Origin of the sequence: Haloarcula sp. CBA1131, assembly GCF_008728975.1 — an archaeon.
GTDB lineage: Archaea > Halobacteriota > Halobacteria > Halobacteriales > Haloarculaceae > Haloarcula > Haloarcula hispanica.
Genome location: NZ_RPCY01000001.1, coordinates 1,434,694 through 1,458,546 on the forward strand (window position 1 = coordinate 1,434,694; position 23,853 = coordinate 1,458,546).

A 23,853-nucleotide genomic window follows, 5' to 3' on the forward strand; every position below is an offset into this window, starting at 1 on the left:
TTGGCGTCACGGAGTTCGGCCCTCAGAGCGTCACTGCGTCTTCGGCCGCGTTGCGTAACGCGTCGGAGCGGCCATACTCTCCCGGCGCGATGGCGACCGTTTTGACCCCTTCCCGTGCGGCCACTTCCAGCGCCGGCTTGAAATCCGTGTCCCGCGAGGCGACGACCAAGACGTCGATCTGTCCCGAGGCGACGGCGTCTGTCGCGTCAACGGCGAGTCGCACATCGACGTCACCGCTGGTGGTTCGGACCTCGAAGCCCCGGGCCTCGGCGGCCTGAATCAGCCCCGGCGAGGCGTTCTGGTCGACGTAGAGGCGAGTCAACGCCAGCGGCCCGTAGTCGACTGCAATGTCCCGGACCTCGTCGAGGTCGACATCGAACTCAGACCTGAGCACGTTCGGCCCGTCGACGAACAGTCCAACGCGCTGTTGCGAGTCTTTCTCCCCGAATATCCGACGAAACAGCTCCATGCGCCCTTTTCCCTGCCCGGTCCGCTTATGCGTGCCGCTTCGGTCGGTAAACCTTTTTCCGCTATATAGAATGGTGCGACACAAAGCTTAGGATGATTCCCCCCTCACACTATGGACGCACCACCGTCCACAGTCAGCCAGCAACAATGCGTGGGACTTGACTATGAGTGAAGGACATCTTCACGACCAAGACGTACTAAACGGGCTCTGTGAGATAATTTCCGATCCGGCTCTGGTCATAGACGCCGACGGCACCTTTGTCGATGTCATTCACAACGCCCACAACGGGGCATTGTTTTTCAAAGATCCGGAAACACTGCTAGGAGCGGATCTCTGGGATATTTTCTCTACAGCACAGGCCGACCAGTTCCACGCGATTATCGAGGACGTTTTACAAACGGGTGAACAGCAGGATATCGAGTACCAGCTATCGCTTGACCACGGAGAGCGATATTTCGAGGCTCGTGTCACGCCGGTCGGCGGTGATAACGTGGGGCGCGTGCTATGGCTGGCAGAAGATATCACACAGCGTAAGCGGCGGGAAGAAAAGCAAGCCCTCATTGAGCGTGTGTTTGAGGTCAGTCCGGTTGGCATCGTCGCCGTAGAACGATCTGGCAGAATCTCGCTAGCTAACGAGCGCGCCGAGGAACTGCTCGGTCTCGAACGCGAGAAAATCACTCAGAGACGATACACCCAACCGGAGTGGAACATATACTACGAAGACGGGACACCGATCCCCAATTCGGAACACCCAGTCACGCAGGTGCTTGACTCGGGTGAACCGGTGTTCGGGTTCGAGCACTGGATAGAACTTGCCGACGGGAGCGAGCGGTGGCTTTCGAGCAATGCCGCGCCGATACTGGGTGAGGACGGGACTGTTGAGCGCGTCGTCGTTGGTCTGGACGACGTAACGGGATTAAAACAGAGGGGGAGCAACTAGAGTGGCTGGTCGGGACCGAAACCCTGGCCGACGTTGGCGGGTGGGAACTCGATCTGGAGACGGGTATGATAGAGGGAACTACCGGGATGAAACGCCTCTACGGGACGCCAGAGTACAATCCGACGCTTGAGGAGGCTATCGAGCAGTACCACCCCGACGATAGAGCGGTCGTTCGCGACGCGATCAAGACCTGTTGTGAAACCGGCGAACCGATGGAGATAGAGGCACGCCGCCAGACCGCGGACGAAACCGAGCGCTGGTTCCGACTCCGTGCGGAAAAAACTGTCCGGGACGGGACACCGAAACTGCGAGGCATCGTCCGCGACATCACGAAGGACAAGGAGCGAGAGCAGCGGCTAATGGTCATGAGTCGGATCCTCCGACACAATATCCGAAACAAGCTGACCGTGATACGGGGCAATTCGAGGCTCCTCAAGGAAGAACTCACCTCGTCTGAGCTCCCCGTTGATGCCACTAAGGGACATATCGATAGAATCGAAAACGCCTCGAAAGAACTCGACTCACTGGCCGAGCGGGCACGGTCGTTCGACCGTGTCATTGATCGAGACCTCCGAAGCGGGACAGTCCACCTCCGGCAGGTCTTCAATGATGTCCAAGATGACCTCACAGAACAGCACCCCAGAGTCACCATTGAAATCGCACCCACTGACGCGGAGGTTTCGGGTGACAGGATGGCTATCGACCTGATACTGGAGATTCTCCTCGAGAACGCTCTGGAATACAGTGACCTGGCCGACCCAACTGTCGAACTTACGGCCGAAGAGACACCGTCGGGACAGGTGACAGTCAGCGTCGATACCGATGGCTCCGCGATACCCGAGATGGAGCGCAATGTCCTGGCTTCGGAGACGGAAGGGCCAGTGGCACACAGCCGTGGGCTCGGACTGTGGGCAGTCATGTGGCTTGCCCGACGACTCGGCGGGTCCGTGACGATGGACGAGGACCACGACGACGGCGGAACACCAGTCAAGATCGTGTTTCCGCAGGCGCGAAGCGAGTAAGGAAGACGACTGCTTATTTTCCGTCCCGGTTCTGTCGCTCCATCTATAGTAACAATTGAAACGATTTAACACTGATCGCACTGCCGTCGTGCGATCAGGTGTGCATTGATTTTCAATGGCTACTATACCGCAATCCGGGATTTGATATCGCCACATATGGTTTATCGCGAGGCCACAGGCGGTCAAGGGCCAAACGGTAAGACCACGCGGTACGAGAGGTCCGCGTATGACACTGCGGGCACCACCGCTCTCTGCGGTTCACCAGCGATCCGACGCTTCGTTCACCGATTTCGGCGGGTGGGAGATGCCGGTCGAGTTCGAGTCGATCCGCACGGAACATGAGGCTGTCCGGAGCGAAGCCGGGAAGTTCGACGTTTCACACATGGGACAGATAACCGTGTCCGGGCCGGCCGCGGCGACGCTGACACAGCGGCTGACCACCAACGACGTGACCGTGCTGGACCCGGGCGAGGCCCAGTACGGGGCCATCACAGACGAGGACGGAATTATGCTGGACGACACCGTCGTCTACCGATTGCCCGAAGGCGCGGCCGACGAGTTCCTGTTCATCCCGAACGCCGGGCACGACGGGGAAATGACCGAACGGTGGCTCTCTGAGCGGGACGAGCGGGGGATCGACGCGACGGTGACGAACCGGACCGAGGAGTACGCGATGATCGCCGTCCAGGGGCCTGACGCGCCGGACCTGCTGGCAGCCGAGACAGATGTCTCGCTCGCTGCCCTGTCGCGGTTCGAGGTGGCTGACGGGGCTGTCGCCGGTGTCGACTCGTTGATCGCTCGGACGGGATACACGGGCGAACGCGGCTTCGAAATCCTCTGTCCGCCCGACGATGCCGAGGCGGTCTGGGGCGCGCTTGAGTGCCAGCCCTGCGGGCTCGGCGCGCGCGACACCCTCCGGTTGGAGATGGGTTTTCTGCTCTCCGGGCAGGAGTTCCACCCGGTCGACGAGCCCAGGACGCCTTACGAGGCCGGTATCGGCTGGACCGTCAAACTAGATACGGAGTTCGTCGGTCGGGACGCACTGGAGGGCGTCGCCGCTGACGGTCCCGAAGAGAAGCTCATCGGCATCGAACTCATCGACCGCGGCGTCCCGCGTCACGGGTACGACGTGACGACGCCGGACGGAGAGCCGATCGGTCACATCACCAGCGGTACGATGAGTCCGACGCTGGGAGCGCCGATTGCCCTCGCCTACGTCCCGACGGCGTACGCCCAACCGGGCGAGACTGTCCGCGTCGTCGTCCGCGGCGAACCGAAGAAAGCACGTACCAGGAGCACACCATTCCTCGATAGATGAGCTTCGACGTTCCCGACGACCTGCGATATCTGGAGTCACACGAATGGGTACGCGTCTCCGGCGACACCGCCGAGGTCGGCATCACGGCGTTCGCACAGGACGAACTCGGCGACGTGGTGTTCGTCGAACTGCCCGAGGCAGGGGCGGAGCTGACCGCGGGCGAGGACTTCGGCGTAGTGGAGTCTATCAAGGCCGTGTCCGACGTGTACGCCCCCGTCTCCGGCACCGTCACAGCAGTCAACGACCGGCTCCGCGACGAGCCGGAACTGCTGAACGAGGACCCGTTCGGTGACGGGTGGATGCTTGAGGTCGAGATAGCCGACGAGAGCGACGACCTGCTTTCACCCGACGCGTACCGCGACCAGATCGAGTAACCCTCGGTGGCAGCGGTCCCTGCGGGGGTGAAAGGAGTAACCTAATGTGGGCACGGTCGCTAGCTGTCGATATCATGTCACCCCGGCGCTACTGGGTGGTTCTCCAATGAGCGATAGTGACTCACACGCAACAGGCAGTCCGTACGCACCGCAGACGGCCGCAGAGACCGCGGCGATGCTCGATGCAGTCGGGGCCGACGACCTCGAATCGCTGTTCGACGTTCCCGAGTCCGTCGCCTTCGACGGCGAGTTCGGTATCGACGCCCGGAGCGAGCGGGCGGCGCGCCGGGAAGTCGCCGGCCTCCTGGGCCGCAACGCCGACCTCACCGAGTTTCTCGGCCGCGGCCACTACGACCACTACGTCCCGAGCGTCGTTGACGACCTCGCCGGCCGCTCGGAGTTCCTGACCTCCTACACGCAGTACCAGCCAGAGGTCGCACAGGGCTTTCTCCAAGCGTTGTTCGAGTTCCAGTCGATGCTGGTCGAACTCACGGGACTGGGCGTCGCCAACTGCTCGATGTACGACGACGCGACGGCGCTGGGCGAGGCGGCGACGCTCTCCCAGCGCGTCCGTTCGGTCTCGGGCGACCGGATTCTGGTTCCCGAGCACCTCCGGGAGGGCAAACGCACCGTTCTGTCGAACTACGCCGAAGGACCGGCCCTCACGGTCGAGTCATACCCGATGACCGACGGCGTCGTCGACGTGGCGGCGCTGGCCGACCAGATAGGCGACGACACCGCGATGGTGTACGCCGAGTCGCCGACGGTCCGGGGCGTTATCGAGGAACGGCTCGGGGTTGTCGGCGACCTGGCCCACGACCACGAGGCGCTGTTCTGTCTCGGCTCGGACCCCATCGCGCTGTCCCTGCTGGAGCGCCCGGCCGATGTCGGAGCCGACGTAGTCGTCGGCGACGCCGCGTCGCTGGGGACCGGGACCGCCTACGGATTCGGCCTCGGAATGTTCGTCACCCGCGAGGAGTATCTGCGGCAGGTCCCCGGTCGGCTGGTCGGGGCCAGCGAAGACGCCGCCGACCGCCGCGCGTACACGCTGACGCTCCAGACGCGGGAGCAACACATCCGCAAGGAGCGGGCCACCTCCAACATCTGTACGAATCAGGCGTGGGTCGCGCTTCGGACTGCGATGCACGCCGCGTGGCTCGGCCCGGACGGACTGGTCGACCTCGCCGAGGACTGTGTGACCCGCGCTCGTGACCTATCTGACCGCCTCGACGACATCGTCGGCGTGAAAGCCCCGATTCACGGCCGCCACCACTTCCGGGAGTTCCTCGCCCGCACGGACCAGCCGGCCAGCGCAATCGTGGCCGACCTCGCGAGCGAGGGCTTCGCGGTCCACGCGGTCGACGACCACTTAGTGCAGGTGTGTGCGACCGAGACCACTGCTGACGCCACAGACGAGTTCGTGGCGGCGTTCCGGGAGGTGGCGAAGTGACACTCGCCTCGCGCTACTCGGCGAAACACCGTGAGACAAACCGCGTCCCACGAGCGTCACGCTCGACACGGGGGTGTCTCGCGTGAAATACGACCAGGCGCGCTGGACCGACGACAGCGACGACCGGTACGAGCCGCTGCTCTCGGAGAAAGCCAGCGAGACGGTCGACACCGAAGACTCGCCGCTGCCCGACGACCTGACGCGGGACTCGCTCTCCCTGCCGGACCCGGCCGAGCCTGAACTGGCCCGGCACTATACGCGCCTCTCGCAGATGAACTACGGCGTCGAGAGCGGGCCGTTCCCGCTCGGCTCGTGTACGATGAAGTACAACCCCTCCTTCACCGAGGACGTGGCTGCACGGGCGGACGCCGCCATCCACCCGGACCGGCCCGATTCGACGGTGCAGGGGACGCTGGCGCTGTGTCACCGCCTGCAGGATTACCTCGGCCGCATCGGCGGGATGGACGCGGTGACGCTACAGCCCCCGGCCGGCGCGGCTGGCGAGTTCACCGGGATACAGATAGCGAAAGCCTACCACCAGCATAACGACGACGAGCGCACGGAGGTCGTCATCCCGGACTCGGCCCACGGCACGAACTTCGCGACGGCGGCGATGGCCGGCTACGAGGTCGTCGAGCTCCCGAGCGGCGACGACGGCCGGGTCGACATCGAAGCGCTGGAGGCGGCTGTCGGCGACGACACCGCCGCGCTGATGCTCACGAACCCCAACACGCTGGGGCTGTTCGAGCGCGACATCGAGCACATCGCCGACATCGTCCACGACGCCGGCGGCCTGCTGTACTACGACGGCGCGAACCTCAACGCCCTGCTCGGGCGCGCTCGCCCCGGCGACATGGGCTTCGACGTGATGCACTACAACGTCCACAAGACGTTCGCGACGCCCCACGGTGGCGGCGGCCCCGGGGCCGGCCCGGTCGGCGTCCGCGAGGAACTGGCCCAGTTCCTCCCGAACCCACACGTCAGAGAGCGCGGCGGCAACTACGAACACTACGAGCCGGACAACTCCATCGGGAAGGTCCACGGCTTCTACGGTAACTGGCCGGTACTGCTCAAGACCTTCGCCTACATCGCCAGACTTGGCGACGAGGGACTCCGGGACGCCAGCGCGAAGGCCGTGCTGAACGCGAACTACCTCGCCGAGCAGATAGAGTACGAGGTGCCATTTGGCCCGTTCCATCACGAGTTCGTCGCCAGCGCGGGCGAGCAGGACGCTGCTGACGCGGCCAAGCGGATGCTCGATTACGGCGTCCACCCGCCGACGACGAAGTGGCCCGAAATCGTCGACGAGGCGCTGATGACCGAGCCCACGGAGAGCGAAACCAAACGCTCGCTGGACCAGCTCGCGGCCGCGTTCAACGCCGTGGCCGGCGACTCCGACGCCGAACTGGCCGACGCGCCGTCGCGTCCGGCGGCGAAACGCATCGACCAGGCGACTGCGGCCCGAAACCCGCGACTCTCCTGGCAGGCGCTTGACGACACGTAGCTGCTCGTTTCGACAATTGATACTCCCGCCCGAGCGTATATGCCACCCCGTTGTATAGCAGTTACAACGCAACGCTATGTCCGATACGCCGCACCTGTTGTACGTGGGTCTTGTCGACGCGGACACAGCCACACCTGACGCATCGGTTGCAGTTACGCCAGTCACCAGCGCGGCAGACGCGCTGTCGGAGCTGGCCGACCGCGACTACGCCGCCGTCATCTGCGAGCAAGAGCTCCCGGGGGACGAAACGGGTCTGGACGTGCTGGCGGCGATACGCGAGCAATACGACGCCCTCCCGATCGTTCTCTGTACGGCCGAACCGGACGGCGAGGTCGCCGCCCGTGCGACGCAGTTGGCCGTTACTGAGTACGTCCCGCGGAGCGATGTGGACCTGGCGACACGGGTCGGCGACATCCTGACAGGGACCGACACGAGCGCCGACAGTCCAGCCGATCCCATCGAGCGCAAGCACGAGCTACGGACGAACAACGCGGCGCTTCGGAAGCTAGCACAGCTCGCAACGGAAGACGGGCTCACGGAGACCGAAACGGTCGAACGAGTCCTCGAAATCGGATGCCAGCGGCTCGGCGTGTCACTTGGCTTTCTGAACCGGATCGCGGACGGGACACACGAGATCGCGGTAATGGTCGGCGATCACCCCCGCTTCGAGCCCGGGGCCACGACCCCGATTGCGGACACCTACTGTGATCGGGTCATCGAGACCGGCGAGATGTACGAGGTCGCCGACGCTACCGACGTGGCGGGCGGTCCACCAATCGCCCAGAAAACCGGGATGTCCTGCTATATCGGGAGCGAACTCAGCGTCAACGGGACGACCTACGGGACGCTGTGTTTCGCCGACAGCGACCCGCGTCCGGAGCCGTTTTCGGACTCGGAGCAGGCGTTTCTCGAACTGCTGACCGAATGGATGAACCGCGAACTCGAACGCCGCCGCCGCGAGGACGAACTCGAACGATACGAGAACATCATCGAAGCGGTCGACGACGGCGTCTATGCGCTCGACTCAGAGGGGTATTTCGAGTTCGTCAACCAAGCAATGACCGACCTCACTGGCTACTCCGAGTCGGAGCTGCTCGGCGCCTACACCGGGTTCATCAAGAACGACGCCGTCGTCGAGCGCGCCGAATCAATCGTTCAGGAGATGATATTCGGGGACCGCGACGACGAGGAATCGTTCGAGCTGGAGATCCAGCAGGCGTCGGGGAACTCGTTCCCCGCCCAGGACCACATGACGCTGCTGTACGACGACGACGAGCGATTCGCCGGGACCGCGGGCGTCATCCGGGATATCACGGAACAGAAACGGCGCGACGAGGCGCTGTCCGGACTGCTTGATACGACTCGGTCGCTCATGCAGGCCAAGACACCCCAGGAGGTCGCCGAAACAGTCATCGAGGCGACTGAGTCGGATCTCGGGTTCGACCACTCGCTCGTCAGGCTGTACGACGAGGAGGCGGACACACTCCGACCGGTCGCAGCCAGCGACAAGGTCCCGGAACGACCGGTGTACGACGCCGACGAAGGGTTCCCCGGCGACGCGTTCCAGCGCGACGAGCCGCTGATCGTTGACGAGTTCGAGCGGATCGACAACTACGACTCCGACGTGCTGACAGCGGTGATGTACCTCCCGATGGGGGACCACGGAGTCGTGAGCATCGGTGCGCGACAGGGCCACGAGTTCACCGAGTCGGACGTCTCCGTCGGCAAGATTCTCGCGTCCAATGCAGCCGCCGCGTTCGACCGCGTCGAGCGTGAGCGAAGCCTGTTACGGTACGAGTCAGTGTTCGAGAACGTCCGTGACATGATGTACGTCCTCGACGACGAGGGTCGGTTCCAGCTGGTCACCGAACCGCTCGCGGAGTGGCTCGGCTACGAGCGGGCGACGCTTCTGGGCCAGCATCCGCGCGTTGTTCTCGACCAGGACACTATCGACGAGTTCGCCTGTCGTATCGGCGACCTCTGCCGCGCGGGCGGAACCGGGGCGGTCCAGCTCGAAGCGGCGCTGGAAACGGCCAGCGGAGGGACGCGTCCGGCCGAAATCGAGGTCTCGCTGCTCGACGCGGACCAGTTCCGCGGCACTGTCGGCGTCGTCCGGGACCTGACCGAACTCAAGCAGGCGCGGGCAGAGCTGAAAGACGAGCGTGACCGGTTCTCGTACCTGTTCAACACGCTCCCAGACGCCGTCATCGAAACGGAGACGGTCGCGGACGAGTCGGTCGTCAGGTCGGTCAACCCCGCGTTCTCCGACGTGTTCGGGTACGGCGAGGACACAGCCGTCGACAGCCCACTCTCCGACCTCCTCCGACCACCGGACACTGCACACGACGAACTGCCCCAGTTCGACGACCGACGGGCGAACGGCGACCCCTTCCAGACCGAACTCCGACTGATGACCGAGACGGGGTTCCGTGACTTCCTCTTCCGGGGCGTGCCGTACAGCCGGGACGGCGACAGCGTCCGCGGGTTCGGTATCTACACCGACATCACTGAGCAGCGCGAGCGCGAACGCCGGCTGAAACTGCTCAACCGCGTCCTTCGGCACAACCTCCGGAACGACCTGACTGTCGTCCTCGGGATGGCTGACGCGCTGGACGAGCGAATCGACGACGAGGACCAGCGAGCCATTCTCCACAGACTTCAGCGAAAGGCGGAGGAGATGGCGTCGCTGAGTGAGCGGGCGCGCGACATGGAGCGTTCCGTTCGCCGCGACCAGTACGGCGCGGCCCCGGTCAACGTGCCCGCAACCGTTACGGATACCGTATCCTCGTATCACGACGAGTATGCCGGTGAAATCAAAACAGACCTCCCGGATGTGTCGGTTACGGCGGGTGATGGGCGGCTACACCGAATTCTCGGTGAACTCCTCGAAAACAGCCTCGAACATGCCGGCGACGACCCGTCGATTAGCGTCGACGTGACGGCCGACCAGCGAACCGTCTCAATCACTGTCGCCGACGACGGCCCGGGGATTCCACAGCACGAACTCGACGTCGTGACCGGCGACGAACCGATTACACAACTCCGCCACGGGACCGGCCTCGGCCTGTGGCTGGTCGTCTGGGTGACCGAAACCTACGGCGGCACCGTCGACTTCGCTAGCGGTCGGGACGGCGGGACAGTCGTCACGCTAGAACTGCCTCGGTTGGATACTTAGATGGCGTCGCGGATCCGGTCGGCGAGCACGCTGTACTGCTCCGTGCCCGTCCCTTCTGAACCACGGCAGTGACGCCATGTTCCGCGGCAGCATCTGCGACGTCGTCGTACTCGCGGGCCGTAAACAGCAGGAACGGGATGTCGACGTCGTTCTCCCGGAGCGCGGCACATAGCTCCATCCCGTCGAGCCGGGGCATCTTGTAGTCACTGACGACGGCGTCGAAATCGCCGTCAGTTGCCAGGTCCAGTGCCGCCTCTGGGTCGGCTTCCGTCGTGATCTCGAACTCGTCTTCCTGTCCCAGAAACGTCCCGACGATGTCCAGAACGTCTACGTCCTCGTCTACCAGTAGGACCTCGATACTCATCGGTTCTAGGTCCGTGGTTCCCCGGTAAAAACTCTCGGTCACCGCATCGCATCCAGGTTGACGACGATGTCCTTGTCCACGGTAATCCACGTCGATAGCTTGGCAATGCCGGAGAGCCCCGCGGTGACACGGTACAGCGGTCCGGTTCGCCGGTGTACTCAACCACGGTCATCGACAGGTCGTGCGGGGCCTGCGTTCGCTCGGCGGTCGCGTTTCCCGCACCGTCCGGGTCGAGACTCATCGGTAATGGATACCTCTCAGGGACGGTGTAAAACGGCTGCTAAGAGGTCTCTATACCGCTCCGGAGAGCTATGCCGCCTGGCCGGTGTCGACTTCGCCGTCGATGCGGACGAACCCGTAGTCACACTCCGGGCAGTGCCACTTGATCTTGGTCCCCAGGTGCATCGTCGTGCTCGCGACCTTCCAGAAGTCGCGGTACTCTTCGCATTCAGGACAGTAGTGTTCGAGTTCGAGGCCCATATCCAGTTGTTTCCGCGGGGGTACAGTTGAATTTCCCGGTTCCACTCGGGGCGTCGAAGGGGGCAAACCGCTCGAACCCCTGTATCCCAGTATGATTCCGAGTGCGTACGAGCCGACTCATCCGACCGAACTGGCCGTCGACGCTGAATCGCTGCCGCCGTCGGCGACCGAGACGGCGACGTTCGGCATGGGCTGTTTCTGGGGGCCAGACGCCCGCTTCGGCGCGACACCGGGCGTGGTCAGGACACGAGTCGGCTACGCCGGCGGCACCGACCTGGACCCCAGTTACTACTCGCTGGGCGACCACACCGAGGTCGTCCAGGTCGAGTACGACCCCGAGGCGGTGCGCTACGAGGACCTGCTTGCCGTGTTCTGGGCGAACCATACGCCGTTTTCCGCCCTCGGAAACGCCAGTACCGCGGCGTGGTGCTGGCTCATAACGATCAGCAGCGTGAAACCGCCAAGCGGACGCGCGAGGAACTCGAATCGCGGACGGGTAGGTCAGTCGAGACGGCCATCGAAACCCTCGACCAGTTCTACCTGGCGGAAGACTACCACCAGAAGTACGAACTCCGCTCGACGCCAGTGGTCGCCGATGAACTTGAAGATATCTACGGCGATGCGTTCGTCGATTCGACGGTCGCCGCCCGGCTCAACGGCTTCGTCGCTGGCCACGGGGACGACGCCGAGCGCGAGGCGCTGTTTGCCGAACTGGATATCTCACCGGCTGCGCTCTCAGAGGTCCGCCGCCGGCTCTGAACACGGAGCTAGCGGTTCACAGTCGCCACGGGGCTCGGCCGCCCGCGCGCCCCAACGATTCGCCCACGGCTATAAGACGCTGGCAGTGCCAGATCCAGCTATGACTATCTACACCGGCCGCGGCGACCAGGGCCAGACTGATCTCCGGAACATGGAGCGGGTGTCGAAGGACAGCCGCCGCATCGAGGCGTACGGCACCGTCGACGAAGTGAACGCACTGGTCGGCGTCGTCAGGCCGACCGGCCACGATGACATCGACGAAAAGCTCCGCGTCATCCAGAACCACCTCCACATCGTTCAGGCCGACTTCGCCAACCCCGACCCCGACGAGGACGACCCACGGATACAGGAGTCCCACGTCGAGACGCTCGAAGACCTCATCGACGAGGCCGATTCGGAGCTTGACCCGCTCGAATCGTTCATCCTTCCCTCCGGATCGGAGCCGGGGGCGAAGCTCCACCACGCCCGCGCGGTCTGTCGGCGCGCAGAGCGCCGCTGCGTCTCCTTTGCTGCCGAGGAGGCCGGTGTCAACGAGACGGCTATCATCTACCTGAACCGGCTCTCGGACGCCCTGTTCACGCTCGCCCGCCTCGTCAACAAGCGGGAGGGCATCCGCGAGGAGAACCCCGAGTACTGAGACGACACCTCCCGCGCGGCCGCCGTCAGTACCGCGTCGGCGACGGCGGTTCGCAATAGCAAAGTGACCGGCCCGGAAGGGTGAGGTATGAAAGCGACCGCGAAGGCACATCCGATTCAGGGGCTGGTCAAGTACCACGGGATGCGAGACGAGGAACTGCGACTGCCGTACCACGACAGCATCTCCGTCTGTACCGCACCGAGCCACTCGAAGACGACGGCCGCCTTCGAGCCGGACCGTGAGGAAGACGTGTACGTCATCGACGGCGAGGAGGTCACCGGCCGCGGGGCCGAACGAATCGACGCTGTCGTGGACCACGTCCGCGACCTCGCGGACATCGACCACGGCGTCCGCTTCGAGTCGGCGAACAACTTCCCGACGAACATCGGCTTTGGCTCCTCCTCGTCGGGCTTTGCCGCCGCGGCAATGGCCCTCGTTGAGGCGGCGGGCCTTGACATGACGCGACCGGAAATATCGACCGTCGCCCGCCGTGGCTCCTCCTCGGCCGCTCGCGCGGTGACGGGCGCGTTCTCCCACCTGCGGACCGGCATGAACGACAAGGACTGTCGGAGCGAGCGCATCGAGACGGACCTCGAAGACGACCTGCGGATCGTCGCCGGGATGGTCCCATCCTACAAGGAAACCGAGGAAGCCCACAAGGAGGCTGCCGAGAGCCACATGTTCGAGTCGCGGATGGCCCACATCCACGGCCAGATTTCGGATATGCGCGACGCGCTGTACGACGGCGACTTCGACGCCGTCTTCGACCTCGCCGAGAAGGACTCGCTGTCGCTGGCCGCCGCGACGATGACCGGTCCCGCCGGCTGGGTGTACTGGCAGCCTCGCACCATCGAGATTTTCAACGCCGTCCGGGAGCTCCGGAACACCGAGGACGTGCCGGTGTACTTCTCCGTCGACACCGGCGCGAGCGTCTACATCAATACGACTGAGGAGTACGTCGGCCGCGTCGAAGAGACGGTCGCCGACTGCGGCGTCGACACCCGCGTCTGGGATGTTGGCGGCCCCGCACAGATTCTCGACGAAGACAAGGCGCTGTTCTGAACCGGCACTGATCGAATCGTCGCTCCCGAGCACAGGGTTAACCCGACGCCGTCCTAACCGGAGAACACAATGCGCGTCGCCGTTCTCGGAGCCGGATACGCCGGGCTCACGCTCGCCAGAAAGCTCGAACAGACTCTCCCCGATAGCGTCTCGCTGGTCGTCGTCGACGAGGAGCCCGAACACCTCGTCCAGCACGAACTCCACCGGGTCGTCCGCCGGCCGTCGCTGGCCGACGAGATCACTGTCGACCTCGACGCTGTCCTCGACTGCGAGGTCCGACAGGCAACAGTCACGGACGTATCGACCGACGAAGGGACGGCGACGCTGGACGGGGCTGAGACGCTGTCCTACGACGTGGGTGCGGTATGTCTCGGTGCACGAACGGCCTTCTACGACCTTCCGGGCGTACGCGAGCACGCGACGCCGCTGAAGCGCCTTGCCGACGCCCACGATATCCGCGAGCGGTTCCTCGAACTCGGTGACGGCGACCGCGTGGTCGTCGGCGGCGCTGGCCTGTCTGGCGTGCAGGTGGCCGGCGAACTGGCCGAAATGGCCTCGGACAGCGATATCGAGGTGCTGCTGCTCGAACAGGAAGACGCCGTCGCGCCGTCGTTCCCGGCGTCGTTCCAGTCGGCCGTCCACGACGCGCTGGTCGACGCCGGCGTGACAGTCAGGACCGGAACGGGCGTGGCCGGAGCCGATGCCGACGCGATTGCGCTCGAGGACGGCACGGACCTGGCGATGGACCAGTTCGTCTGGACCGGCGGTATCGAGGGGTCGCCAGCGCTCGATGCCGACCGCCCCGTCGTCCGGGCGGACCTCCGACTCGGCGAGTCGACGTTCGCCGTCGGCGACGCCGCCCGGGTCGTCGACAGCGACGGCGAGGCCGTGCCGGCGAGCGCGGCGGCGGCCATCCGCGAGGCCCGCGTGGCCGCGGACAACATCGGGACGCTCGTCGACCAGCAGCAGGGTGGCCCCGGCGATTTCCAGCCCCGACTGACCCAGTACCAGTTCAACGTCCCTGGGTGGCTCGTCTCGGTCGGCGACGACGCCGTGGCGAAGGTCGGCCCCTCTATCCTCACCGGGCGGGCCGCGCTGGCGCTCAAGACGACTGTCGGCGCGGGTTATCTCGGAACGGTCGGAGCCGTCCAGAACGCGGTCGACCTCGTCAGCGAGGAACTGGACCTCCACGACGAGAAGCCGGACAGTGAGTAAGAGGCAGGAAAGCGGCCCGGGTGACCCTCTCAAAGACGAGAGATTTTCACGGGCGTCAGCACGAGCGGGTACCTGAAACCCACGGCGGAGCGGAAGTTAACACATATATCCGACACCCGTGTATCCCCACGTTATATGCAATTCTGTGATGAGTGTGGTTCGGTAATGCACACGGAGGGCGACACCTGGGTGTGTCGCTCCTGTGAAAACGAGGAGCCCCGGGACTCGCAAGCAGAAGCGGCGATGGCGACCCAGGATGCACAGCGGGATGACGGGGCACCCGCCGTGGCCGACGCGACCCAGAGCACCTCCGAGACGATGCAGGAGCCCTGTCCGGCGGACGACTGCGACAGCGACCGGGCCTACTACGAGATGCTGCCGAAACCGGGCGGTTCCTACGAGGTTCGGCTGTTCACCTGCGTCGACTGCGGCCACAAGTGGCGCGAGTCCTGACGGCGTATCTCGCGAACCCCGCCGGGTACATATGCAGAGACCGATTCAGCCCCGCAACTCCCGGTGGGACTCGGTCTCACGTAGGGCCAGACATCGACTCCGGACCAGCTCTCACACCGTTCTTGTCGGTCAACGAGTGGCTGGTTCAACGTCTCCGACACGAAAGGAACGGAGCCTGTGCTGCGTGGAACCGCTCTATGCAGCACGGCAGTTCTGTCCGTTACGAGGGGATGCAGTCAAGCTGAAAACAGTACAGCGGCGCGTCAGTCCTCGCTGTCCGCAGTTGCGTTCCCGAGTACGTCGTCGGGCTCGATCCAGATGACGAACTCGTCCTCGCCGTCGCGGTCGACGACGCCGTTGATGTACTCGCCGTCGACCGGGGCGGTGTTCACTTCAGATTCGGCGACGGGGACGACCTGCCGGACTTCGTCGACAATCCAGCCCATCGCGCCCTGTTCCTCGAACACACCTGCGTCGAAGACGATGATGAGGTTCTCGGTCCCGTCGCTGTCGATGTCCATCATCGCCTTGGGGTTGAGAATCGTCGTAATCTGCCCGCGGAGGTCGACGACGCCCTCGACGTAGTCCTCGGTGTTGGGCACGCGGGTGACCGTCTCGCGTTTGACGATCTCCTCGACGTAGTCGATGTCGAGACAGTAGTACTCGTCGCCGAGTGCGAACTCGAGTACCCGGACCATCTCTTCCGTCTGGGTCGCGTCGTCGTCGATAGCCGCGGCGCGAGCGCCGCCTTCGGTCGTGGCGGTGTTGTCCGACGCCATCGCCTCCTCGATGAGTTCCTGGTCCGGCAACTCAACGCCGGTCGGTCCCTGCATCGGGCTGGCCGACGCCGACAGGTCGTCCGTCGGCTGGTCGGCACCACCGGCGGCGACGTTCTCGGGAGTTACCTGTGCCGAGGCCTCTGCCGCTCGCTGTGCGGCGGCCATCGCGTCAGTGTCGCTCTGATCAGTCGTTGCGCCGTCGGAGCCAGTATCGCTACCGCCATCGTCGGTGGCCTGTTCATCGGCAGTAGCCGTTTCGTCAGCCGCGTCATCGCTGGCGGCCGCTGAGTCCGTGGTGGCTACCTCGGTTGCTGTCTCCTCGGTTTCGCCCTCGTCGGTGGGCTGCTCACCGGAGCCGTCCGCGGAGGCGTCGTCTGTCTCCTCGGTGTCGTCGGTGGTTTCTGCCTTGTTCCCCTCGCGCATCTGCCGGATGCGCTCCGCCCTGTCCATGCGTTCGTCGTCACTCATGCTGGTACCTCTGTGTCGGTAAAGCCGAACTGCTCGTCGAGTTCAGCGGCGATGTCCTCGAAGACAGCCGCCATGTCACACGATTCCTCGGTCGCGAAGATAGACTGACCGGCGCTGAACGCCCGCTGAAGCGCCACCCGTTTGCGGACCTCCCAGACGGGACTGTCCGGGAACGCCATGTTGAACCATTCGAGCATCGTCTCGTCCTCGGACGTGGTCTCGACCCGATTGGCGACGACGCCGAGCGTGTTGATCGACGCGTCGGTCTGGCGCTCCATCGCGGCCATCTGATCCATCAGCAGTTCGATGGCTCGCTCGGAGGTCGCTTCAGTCAGTGCGGGAATGAGGACGTTCTGTGCGGCGTACATGCCGGTGTCAGTCAGCTTCCCGTAGAACGGCGGGCAGTCGATGATAACGTAGTCGTAGTCGGCATCGAGCGTCGACAGCGCCCGGTCGAGCGTGTCGAGCGCGTGTGACCCCGTGACCATCTCCGGCGTGATGTTGATCGCGAACGAGGCCAGCGCGGCCTGATCGATATCCCCGCCCTGGGTGTTGACCCGGGCGATGAGGTCGGCGATGGTCAGTTCGTGCTCGGCCTGGAGCATATCGATGCTGGAGGGGATCACGTCCATCTCCTCGCCTTCGCAGATAAGCTCACCCAGCGCCGATGGGTCGCCAGTCAGTGCGTCGAACAGCGTCGGCGGGTCGGCGTCGTACGCCTCGACGAGGCCCACGCCTTCCGTGGCGTTGCCCTGGGGATCGAGGTCGATAAAGAGGACGTCCCGGCCGCGGTCGTTCAGTGCACCGGCTACGTTGATAGCAACTGTCGTCTTTCCGGTCCCGCCTTTCGCGTTGGTCACACAGAAGCGGGCTGGACCGGTTTCTGATTGCCGGTTCATCATCCAAGTATCCACAGGTCGACTCCGAGCCACTATAAAAATGTGGTCCCGATTATCAACGTCGCAACTGGGGGACGGAACGCGGACGAGACAGAAACACCCGCGAGCGTGTGCATGACGGCCGTCTGACGGTGTGCAAGATTTATGATTGTGTAGATTGAAGGGTCAGTATCATGACCATCAACCCGCGCGATTACGACCTCGACGAGTTACGGAAGATGGCTCGTCAGCGGGGGAACGGGATGAGCGACGAAGACGTCCCGGACCCGACGGGCCTCGACATGGGGCTTGACGACTCCGACGAAGAGGTGCTTGCGGGGAGTTCGTTCCGCTCCGGGCTGTACCGTGAACTGCTGCCGTTCCTCGGCGGCGACGCCAACGAGAAGCCCTATCTCGAAACATTGCCCGAGACCTACGCCGCGGAGTTCGTGGTCTTCGAGTGGCTGGAGTTCCTGCTGATGCACTCCGGGTATCAGGGGGCCGACGAAGCGCTCGATTACTACCGCTCTATCGACTGGATCACCGAGGACGTACAGGACGACCTCTCGGACTATCTGCTCGGCATCGACGAGTCGGCGACGAACGACGACAACGAACTGAGCGTCGACGACCACATGCTGAGTCTCGTCTACGTCGCGAAGCTCACTGCGATGACGTAACGCTCGTTTTCAGCACCAGCTCTTTCCTTCGAATCCCCGCTACCGAGGGGGTTTCAGTATCAGCCACCTGAGAGGACAGCTATCAGTCCTGAATACTAGGGAGAGGATATATATCGGGCGGTCGACAAGGACGACCGTATATGAGTGACGAGGATGCGGACGACGGCACCGGGTCCGAATCGGACGCCGGTGTGTCGTCGGACGGCGCTGCCGCTGTTCCGGTCGGGGTCAAACTCGGGAGCACCCGGACCGTCATTGCCCTGCCGGGCGAACACGGCACGGAGAACCGAATCATCAAGACACTGACGTGCATGGCGACGTACGAGGACGCCCTGACCGGCGAGGAGAAGATCCTCTACGGCGAGGAAGCGGCCCGCGAGTATCCGGACCGCGTCGAGTACATGCTTCGGTCGGGGCTCCCCGAGGACGCCGACCGGGCCGAGATGACCAAGACGTTCTTCGAGGCGATAATCGAGGAGCATGACATTCCGGCAAACAGCGGCGTCGTGTACGCCATCCCGACTATCGACAACCCGACCGGGCTGGAGAACCTGCAGAACGTCATCGAGAACTCCTCGATCGGGCTGGAACTCGTCGAGAGCTATCCGGAGTCGCTGTGTGGCTCCATTCCGGCCTTCGGTGACGACCTGGAAGCCATCGACGAGATCTTCGTCGCCGTCAACATGGGGTCGACGAACCTCGAAGCCTCCGCGTACCGCCGCGGTGAACAGCTCTCTCCGTTCACGACGGGTGCGGTGACCGGGAACGAGGTCGACCGGATGATCGCCAACTACGTCGAGGAGGAGACCCAGGGCCGGGTCAACATTGACAATCAGACTGCCCGCGAATATAAGGAGGAACACGCCGACTTCGTCGATTTCGAGCCGTTCACGGACATCATCCAGCAGCCCGGCGGCGGCTCACACGAGTTCACCATCGAGCGCTCGGTGATGGACGCGGTCAACGAGTACCTCGACGATGCTGTCGACGAACTGGCGAACACGTTCTTGCCGGAGCTGGCGAACGACTACATGAAGGTGTACCAGCTAGCACTGGACCGGCCGATCGCCATCACCGGCGGCATGGCCTGTATCCCCGGCATCGTCGACGAGTTCGAGGAGCGACTCAGTGCGGAGCTGAACCGCGACATCGAAGTCATCGCCGCCGACGAACCGGACGTCGCGCCGACCATCGGCGCACAGCGGATCGCGGCGCGTCTCGTCGAGACCAACTAGGGGTTCCGCCAGCAGTTCAGCCACCGTTCGATTCTGGGCTCAGACTGTGCCATTTCGTGACCACGATCGGTCGAGAGCAGTTCGAATACGTCAGTGTCGATTCCGAGACGGGTCGCGTCGGTCGAGAGACCACCACCCTGTCGCTCCTGAGACGAACCCCCGCTGAGACGGGTACGTGGCATGTGGCCAAGTACGGAGACATGATACCTAAAGCCAAGTCAGACAGCCGTCTGCCGGCTGACGCACGGTAGGGAGTCACGGCGTAGTCGACAGGGCTGCCGTGACCGAGGAACAGCAGCACGATATGCACCCAAACCAGATTAATTTACCATGGCGATATCAGAATAGATAAGTGAATATCAAGTCCTAAGGCCTATTCTACCCGGTAATGGGAAAAATTATCAACTTAGATAATTTCGAGGGAGATCCGCCCGACGTTCTCACCGGCACCGGTTCGGGCGGACTCCTCTCGGCCGGATATCTCCACGATGGGCCAGCACTGGGAGCCGTCGACGACGACGAGACGGCGCAGTTCGCCCTCACCAGTCGCAAGCACGGCATCGAAATCGGCACGTCGGAGTCCGGTGAGACGGTGCGACCAGGAAGTAACTACCGGATGATCGGGATCGTGACTGACAAGCGGTTCCTGTTGCTGGTGGGCGACGACGACGGCGACACGCGGTTCGCCATCCCACACGTCGATATCGACCAGATTTCGGGTGACCGGTCGCTCGGACACGGCCGGATCACGTTTCGGCGATGTGGCGACACGGAGTGGCAGGTCCACTGTGGCAAGCAGGGACTCGTGGACCTGACGGCGTATCTCTCGCACGCGTCACAGGCGTGGGTTCGCGTCGAGAACATCCTGGACGAGGTCAAGCGGATCCTCGTGACTGCGACCGAACAGCGCGACCGAGGGGACCACGAGCAGGCACTGGAGTCGGTGCTGGAAGCCGGGGACCGACTCGACGCGGCCGGCGAGACGGCCACCGAATTCGGGCCGCCCGGAGACGCGAATGCGCTCGAAAGGCGTGTCGCGACGGTACGGGAGCGCCACGTCGCGACACTCGCGGAAGTCCGCCGCAGCCGTGCCCGAAGGGCGGTCGACACCGGTGAGAAGCACTGGCGGGGGAACGATTTCGAGGCGGCGTACGACGCCTACGAGGCGGCGCGGGCGGAGTACGACGAGATCTTTTCGCTCCCGACGGGGGGCGTCACCGACCTCCCGGACATCCGTGCCGAGCGGGACCGACTCGACACCGTCATCGAGGACCTCGAACAGTCGCCGTTGCGCACTGCGGTCGCGGCCGACAACGAGGCCGTCGCGGCGGAAGACCCCGCTGTCGCCGCCGATCACTGGGCCGAGGCGCTCGAAGCCTACCGAGACGTTCTCGAACTCGACTGGGGCGCGGACGAGCGGCGGTTCGCTGGCGACCCCGAGAAGGTCCGGGACCGACTGGGAACAGTCGCGGAGAACCTCGTCGCCGCGCGGCGGACGGTCGCGACGGACGCGATGGAGGCAGGGGACTGGTACGCCGACGCCAGCCAGCCCGACGCCGCGTTAAAGGAGTACAAGACGGCCCGGGCGGCGTTCGAAACCGCGCTGGCGGACGCCAGGGATTGTTATCCGGACGCCACCGACCACCTTGAAGCGGAACTGGATGCCGTGGAACAGCGACTCTCGCGGACGGAGGCCAGACTCGGTGGCGAACCCGTCGACGTGGACGACCGCTTCGACGAGACTGGGACAACGCCGGACCTGGACATCACGACCGCCGACGAACCCTCGCCGTCACCGACTGACACGACTGACCTCTCGGATATCGAGAGCGGTATCGACGGCACCGACCCGAAAATCGATCCGACGGGACACGGTGGGTCGTAGTCCTCGCTAGCCATCCGTTCTCGGCTCGCCGTCCGTTGTCTGCGACCGTCCGCACCCTGGCGAAACTGTGTAGCGGTGGCGCTATCACCACAGACTGAGGGTATCTGATCAACACCATGTAATGACATAGCATAATTCAGCCGTGTCAGGACCTCTCCCGCCCGAGCCGACTATGGTCAGGAGAAAATTTATATCCTTCAGTAGAATATATACAATTATAATGGATTGTACCAACTGTGGCACGCGGATGTCATACAACGATCAGACGACAAAGCTCACCGAGTTCGTCTGTCCCAGTTGTCACGAAACCGTCATCGACTGGAAGGCCGAGGCCCGCAACGCCCGCGTTCACTGACCGGTTCCGCCCGCTTTCTCACCGATAGTCCGCTTTCAGCCACTGCTCTGGCTATTGCCCCTTCCCAGTACTGCTCGGAATCTTCGACGGCCCATGCTGATGCGACCTCGATAGGTTGCCGGACGCTCCGCTGGCCGCATCGACGACATAATCAACAAGAGCGTGCATATTCGTTCAGAAACGATTGCCGAATGTTTTTATATTTCAGGAAGGGATACCGAGGCAATGGGAAATTCGCCACGCATCGGCTGTCTCTACGCCGACGCCTGTACGGACGAGCAGGCGGCGGCGTACGACTGGTGTCAGGAGGCAGTCGACGATGCCGAGCGGTGCGAGCTCTCGTCGGTCGAGCCGACCGAGTACGATGTCCTCTGGTGGCATCGGGACGAACTGTTCGACGAGCGAGCGCTGGCCGACGCGCCGGCCCTGGCCGCGTACGTTCGTGACGGCGGCTCGCTCCTGCTGACACTGAGCGCGCTCTCGGCCGTCGAACCGCTCGGGTTCGACGACGTCGCGCCCGACGCCGTCGGCTGGGAGGAGATTCCGGAGCCGACCGGACACCTCTGGCAGGCCCTGTACGCCGACCACCCAATCCACGCGGACTACGACACCCTTCGCGTCCACACCCGCGGGGCCGGCGTGACGATCCCCTACGCGAGATACGAGTCCATCGCGCCCCAGTCCGGGGACGTGCTCGCGAGTACGGTCCGTGGCGACACCGACGTGGTCAAGCAGATGTCGATTCTTTCCTGGGAGCCCGGGGCCGGGCAGGTGCTGGGCATCGGGTCGTCCGTAGCGTTCGCCCAGCCGACCCACGACGTGTGCCGGGGCAACCGTGAGACGCTCATCGAGAACGCGCTGGGATTCCTGGCGACGGCCGACCGGCACCCGCTGACCGGCCGTCCGAAGGACGTCGACACGTTCGGGCAGTTGCGCGAGCGGCTCGGCGATGACCCGAGTCGCCCGTCTTACCACGTAACGCCGCCGGCGAACTGGCTCAACGACCCGAACGGGCTCATCCACTGGAACGGGCGCTACCACCTGTTCTACCAGTACAACCCGGCCGGGCCGTTCCACAACACGATTCACTGGGGCCACGCCGTCAGCGACGACCTCGTCCACTGGGAGGACCGCCCGGTCGCGCTTACGCCCTCGCCGGACGGCCCGGACCGGGACGGCTGCTGGTCCGGCTGTGCGGTCGACGACGGCGGCGTCCCGACCGTGCTGTACACGGGCGGCCGGGACAAACGCCAGCTTCCCTGCATCGCCACCGCAGCGGACGACGACCTCACGGCCTGGGACAAGGACCCGGACAACCCCATCATCGAGGAACTGCCGACGGAACCGGAGGTGCTCCGCACCGAGGACTGGGAGGGGGAGTTCCGGGACCACTGCGTCTGGCGCGAGGACGGGACCTGGTACCAGCTCATCGGGGCCGGCATCGAGGGCGGCGGCGGGGCGGCGCTGCTGTACGAGTCTTCCGACCTCCGGGACTGGGAGTATCAGGGACCGATCCTCGCCGGCGACCGCGACACCGCCGGGACCGTCTGGGAGTGCCCGGAGCTGCTTGACTTCGGTGACCGACAGCTCCTCCACATCTCGAATTACGAGGACGTGGTGTACTTCCTCGGGACATACGATGACGGTGAGTTCGACGTCGACCGCCGCGATAAGCTAGACCACGGCGACTTCTACGCCCCGCAGTCGATGTGGACCGACGACGGCCGCATCCTGACCTGGGGGTGGCTCCCGGAAGCCCGCGACGTGAGCGGGCAGTGGGACGCCGGCTGGTCCGGCGCGATGTCGCTTCCCCGGGAGCTGTCGCTGGCCGACGACGGCGGCCTGTGCCAGCGGCCGGCCCCCGAGCTCACCGAGCTACGGGGCGAGAACACCGGCTACGACGTGGTGCGCCTCGACCCCGGCGACACCGAGCAGTTGCCGGTCGAGAGCCGGTCGTTCGAACTCCGCGCCACCGTCCGGCTGGAAGACGCCGAAGCCGTCGAGCTGTCCGTCCTCGAATCGCCGGACGGCGAGGAACGGACGCCAATCAGATACTCCTACGAGAGCGAGATCGCCGTCGACCGGTCGGCGTCGAGCATCGACCCGCAAGCGACCGGCGATACCCAGTCGATGCGAGTCCAGCCGTACGACGCGCCGCTGTCGCTGCGCGTCTTCGTCGACGGGAGCGTCGTCGAGGTGTTCGCTAACGAACGGCACTGCCTGACCAGCCGCGTGTATCCGACCCGCGAGGACGCGACCGGTATCTCGCTGTCGGCCGACGGCGGGCGCGCCACTATCGCGTCGCTGGATATCTGGGAACTGGACTCAGTCTGGTAACCAGCCCGACTGGA

Annotated in this window: 20 protein-coding genes and 2 pseudogenes; 16 read left to right on the forward strand and 6 right to left on the reverse strand. The window is 64.4% G+C overall.

Annotated features, from left to right (window positions below; all coding sequences use genetic code 11):
• Positions 1 to 22: 22 nt before the first annotated feature.
• Positions 23 to 469, reverse strand: a complete 447-nt coding sequence (locus Har1131_RS07410) for an NYN domain-containing protein (RefSeq protein WP_014040821.1) — start codon at positions 467 to 469, stop codon at positions 23 to 25.
• A 163-nt stretch (positions 470 to 632) separates the two neighbouring features.
• Here Har1131_RS07410 and Har1131_RS07415 point away from each other — a divergent pair.
• From Har1131_RS07415 to Har1131_RS07440, 6 genes and pseudogenes are all read left to right on the forward strand, one after another.
• Positions 633 to 2,431, forward strand: a pseudogene (locus Har1131_RS07415) (PAS domain-containing protein).
• Between the two features lie 226 nt (positions 2,432 to 2,657).
• Complete coding sequence (gene gcvT, locus Har1131_RS07420; protein ID WP_151145710.1) at positions 2,658 to 3,749, forward strand: glycine cleavage system aminomethyltransferase GcvT; 1,092 nt, start codon at positions 2,658 to 2,660, stop codon at positions 3,747 to 3,749.
• Entirely contained in the window at positions 3,746 to 4,123 is a 378-nt protein-coding gene (gene gcvH, locus Har1131_RS07425) for a glycine cleavage system protein GcvH (RefSeq protein ID WP_014040818.1), read from the forward strand. The genes gcvT and gcvH overlap by 4 nt, the downstream gene beginning before the upstream one ends.
• A 106-nt stretch (positions 4,124 to 4,229) precedes the next feature.
• On the forward strand, positions 4,230 to 5,573 hold the full coding sequence (gcvPA, locus tag Har1131_RS07430) for an aminomethyl-transferring glycine dehydrogenase subunit GcvPA (protein ID WP_050036783.1): 1,344 nt from the start codon (positions 4,230 to 4,232) through the stop codon (positions 5,571 to 5,573).
• Positions 5,574 to 5,655: 82 nt separating this feature from the next.
• Positions 5,656 to 7,077, forward strand: a complete 1,422-nt coding sequence (gene gcvPB, locus Har1131_RS07435) for an aminomethyl-transferring glycine dehydrogenase subunit GcvPB (protein ID WP_058990826.1) — start codon at positions 5,656 to 5,658, stop codon at positions 7,075 to 7,077.
• A gap of 76 nt (positions 7,078 to 7,153) precedes the next feature.
• Entirely contained in the window at positions 7,154 to 10,252 is a 3,099-nt protein-coding gene (locus Har1131_RS07440; RefSeq protein WP_151145713.1) for a PAS domain S-box protein, read from the forward strand.
• On the opposite strand, the gene Har1131_RS07445 is transcribed toward Har1131_RS07440, so the two are convergent.
• Positions 10,221 to 10,616 (reverse strand): response regulator, encoded by a 396-nt coding sequence (locus Har1131_RS07445; RefSeq protein WP_225308093.1) that lies wholly within the window; start codon positions 10,614 to 10,616, stop codon positions 10,221 to 10,223. The two genes, Har1131_RS07440 and Har1131_RS07445, sit on opposite strands and share 32 nt — an antisense overlap.
• A 309-nt stretch (positions 10,617 to 10,925) precedes the next feature.
• Complete coding sequence (locus Har1131_RS21670) at positions 10,926 to 11,096, reverse strand: hypothetical protein (RefSeq protein WP_004591646.1); 171 nt, start codon at positions 11,094 to 11,096, stop codon at positions 10,926 to 10,928.
• Positions 11,097 to 11,187: 91 nt separating this feature from the next.
• On the opposite strand from Har1131_RS21670, the pseudogene msrA reads away from it, so the two are divergent.
• From msrA to Har1131_RS07475, 5 genes and pseudogenes are all read left to right on the forward strand, one after another.
• Positions 11,188 to 11,855: pseudogene (msrA, locus tag Har1131_RS22680) on the forward strand (peptide-methionine (S)-S-oxide reductase MsrA).
• Between the two features lie 100 nt (positions 11,856 to 11,955).
• Complete coding sequence (locus Har1131_RS07460; RefSeq protein WP_014040811.1) at positions 11,956 to 12,492, forward strand: cob(I)yrinic acid a,c-diamide adenosyltransferase; 537 nt, start codon at positions 11,956 to 11,958, stop codon at positions 12,490 to 12,492.
• Positions 12,493 to 12,579: 87 nt separating this feature from the next.
• Positions 12,580 to 13,554, forward strand: a complete 975-nt coding sequence (gene mvaD / locus Har1131_RS07465) for a phosphomevalonate decarboxylase MvaD (RefSeq protein ID WP_151145718.1) — start codon at positions 12,580 to 12,582, stop codon at positions 13,552 to 13,554.
• A gap of 69 nt (positions 13,555 to 13,623) precedes the next feature.
• Positions 13,624 to 14,769: an NAD(P)/FAD-dependent oxidoreductase gene (locus Har1131_RS07470; protein ID WP_151145721.1), complete on the forward strand. Its 1,146-nt coding sequence runs from the start codon at positions 13,624 to 13,626 to the stop codon at positions 14,767 to 14,769.
• Positions 14,770 to 14,904: 135 nt separating this feature from the next.
• The gene (locus Har1131_RS07475; protein ID WP_151145724.1) at positions 14,905 to 15,222 is read left to right on the forward strand and encodes an RPA12/RPB9/RPC11 RNA polymerase family protein; all 318 of its coding nucleotides are present in this window, start codon (positions 14,905 to 14,907) and stop codon (positions 15,220 to 15,222) included.
• A gap of 263 nt (positions 15,223 to 15,485) precedes the next feature.
• Here the strand turns inward: Har1131_RS07475 and Har1131_RS07480 are convergent, their stop codons facing one another.
• Together Har1131_RS07480 and Har1131_RS07485 are read right to left on the reverse strand one after the other, a co-directional pair.
• Positions 15,486 to 16,469, reverse strand: coding sequence for a chemotaxis protein CheW (locus Har1131_RS07480; protein WP_151145727.1), 984 nt, complete (start codon positions 16,467 to 16,469; stop codon positions 15,486 to 15,488).
• Positions 16,466 to 17,371 (reverse strand): ParA family protein, encoded by a 906-nt coding sequence (locus Har1131_RS07485; protein WP_080505498.1) that lies wholly within the window; start codon positions 17,369 to 17,371, stop codon positions 16,466 to 16,468. Before Har1131_RS07485 ends, Har1131_RS07480 begins: the two co-directional genes overlap by 4 nt.
• Positions 17,372 to 17,541: 170 nt before the next feature.
• Here Har1131_RS07485 and Har1131_RS07490 point away from each other — a divergent pair, with 170 nt between their 5' ends.
• Together Har1131_RS07490 and Har1131_RS07495 are read left to right on the forward strand one after the other, a co-directional pair.
• The gene (locus Har1131_RS07490) at positions 17,542 to 18,027 is read left to right on the forward strand and encodes a FlaD/FlaE family flagellar protein (RefSeq protein ID WP_014040806.1); all 486 of its coding nucleotides are present in this window, start codon (positions 17,542 to 17,544) and stop codon (positions 18,025 to 18,027) included.
• 140 nt (positions 18,028 to 18,167) lie between these two features.
• Positions 18,168 to 19,262: a rod shape-determining protein gene (locus Har1131_RS07495; RefSeq protein ID WP_008311619.1), complete on the forward strand. Its 1,095-nt coding sequence runs from the start codon at positions 18,168 to 18,170 to the stop codon at positions 19,260 to 19,262.
• On the opposite strand, the gene Har1131_RS07500 is transcribed toward Har1131_RS07495, so the two are convergent.
• Positions 19,259 to 19,444 (reverse strand): hypothetical protein, encoded by a 186-nt coding sequence (locus tag Har1131_RS07500; RefSeq protein ID WP_008311620.1) that lies wholly within the window; start codon positions 19,442 to 19,444, stop codon positions 19,259 to 19,261. The genes Har1131_RS07495 and Har1131_RS07500 overlap by 4 nt on opposite strands.
• A gap of 206 nt (positions 19,445 to 19,650) precedes the next feature.
• On the opposite strand from Har1131_RS07500, the gene Har1131_RS07505 reads away from it, so the two are divergent.
• From Har1131_RS07505 to Har1131_RS07510, 3 genes are all read left to right on the forward strand, one after another.
• On the forward strand, positions 19,651 to 21,147 hold the full coding sequence (locus Har1131_RS07505) for a hypothetical protein (protein WP_151103577.1): 1,497 nt from the start codon (positions 19,651 to 19,653) through the stop codon (positions 21,145 to 21,147).
• A 220-nt stretch (positions 21,148 to 21,367) separates the two neighbouring features.
• Entirely contained in the window at positions 21,368 to 21,502 is a 135-nt protein-coding gene (locus tag Har1131_RS22505; protein WP_023843340.1) for a hypothetical protein, read from the forward strand.
• 225 nt (positions 21,503 to 21,727) lie between these two features.
• Entirely contained in the window at positions 21,728 to 23,839 is a 2,112-nt protein-coding gene (locus tag Har1131_RS07510; protein WP_151145730.1) for a GH32 C-terminal domain-containing protein, read from the forward strand.
• The last annotated feature ends 14 nt before the right edge of the window (positions 23,840 to 23,853 follow it).

Excerpts from the sequence above, each read along its gene's own strand:
- Har1131_RS07410 (WP_014040821.1), bottom strand. The coding sequence starts at position 469 with ATGGAGCTGTTTCGTCGGATATTCGGGGAGAAAGACTCGCAACAGCGC.
- gcvT (WP_151145710.1), top strand. The coding sequence starts at position 2,658 with ATGACACTGCGGGCACCACCGCTCTCTGCGGTTCACCAGCGATCCGAC.
- gcvH (WP_014040818.1), top strand. The coding sequence starts at position 3,746 with ATGAGCTTCGACGTTCCCGACGACCTGCGATATCTGGAGTCACACGAA.
- gcvPA (WP_050036783.1), top strand. The coding sequence starts at position 4,230 with ATGAGCGATAGTGACTCACACGCAACAGGCAGTCCGTACGCACCGCAG.
- Har1131_RS07440 (WP_151145713.1), top strand. The coding sequence starts at position 7,154 with ATGTCCGATACGCCGCACCTGTTGTACGTGGGTCTTGTCGACGCGGAC.
- Har1131_RS07445 (WP_225308093.1), bottom strand. The coding sequence starts at position 10,616 with ATGAGTATCGAGGTCCTACTGGTAGACGAGGACGTAGACGTTCTGGAC.
- Har1131_RS21670 (WP_004591646.1), bottom strand. The coding sequence starts at position 11,096 with ATGGGCCTCGAACTCGAACACTACTGTCCTGAATGCGAAGAGTACCGC.
- Har1131_RS07460 (WP_014040811.1), top strand. The coding sequence starts at position 11,956 with ATGACTATCTACACCGGCCGCGGCGACCAGGGCCAGACTGATCTCCGG.
- mvaD (WP_151145718.1), top strand. The coding sequence starts at position 12,580 with ATGAAAGCGACCGCGAAGGCACATCCGATTCAGGGGCTGGTCAAGTAC.
- Har1131_RS07470 (WP_151145721.1), top strand. The coding sequence starts at position 13,624 with ATGCGCGTCGCCGTTCTCGGAGCCGGATACGCCGGGCTCACGCTCGCC.
- Har1131_RS07475 (WP_151145724.1), top strand. The coding sequence starts at position 14,905 with ATGCAATTCTGTGATGAGTGTGGTTCGGTAATGCACACGGAGGGCGAC.
- Har1131_RS07480 (WP_151145727.1), bottom strand. The coding sequence starts at position 16,469 with ATGAGTGACGACGAACGCATGGACAGGGCGGAGCGCATCCGGCAGATG.
- Har1131_RS07485 (WP_080505498.1), bottom strand. The coding sequence starts at position 17,371 with ATGATGAACCGGCAATCAGAAACCGGTCCAGCCCGCTTCTGTGTGACC.
- Har1131_RS07490 (WP_014040806.1), top strand. The coding sequence starts at position 17,542 with ATGACCATCAACCCGCGCGATTACGACCTCGACGAGTTACGGAAGATG.
- Har1131_RS07495 (WP_008311619.1), top strand. The coding sequence starts at position 18,168 with ATGAGTGACGAGGATGCGGACGACGGCACCGGGTCCGAATCGGACGCC.
- Har1131_RS07500 (WP_008311620.1), bottom strand. The coding sequence starts at position 19,444 with ATGCCACGTACCCGTCTCAGCGGGGGTTCGTCTCAGGAGCGACAGGGT.
- Har1131_RS07505 (WP_151103577.1), top strand. The coding sequence starts at position 19,651 with ATGGGAAAAATTATCAACTTAGATAATTTCGAGGGAGATCCGCCCGAC.
- Har1131_RS22505 (WP_023843340.1), top strand. The coding sequence starts at position 21,368 with ATGGATTGTACCAACTGTGGCACGCGGATGTCATACAACGATCAGACG.
- Har1131_RS07510 (WP_151145730.1), top strand. The coding sequence starts at position 21,728 with ATGGGAAATTCGCCACGCATCGGCTGTCTCTACGCCGACGCCTGTACG.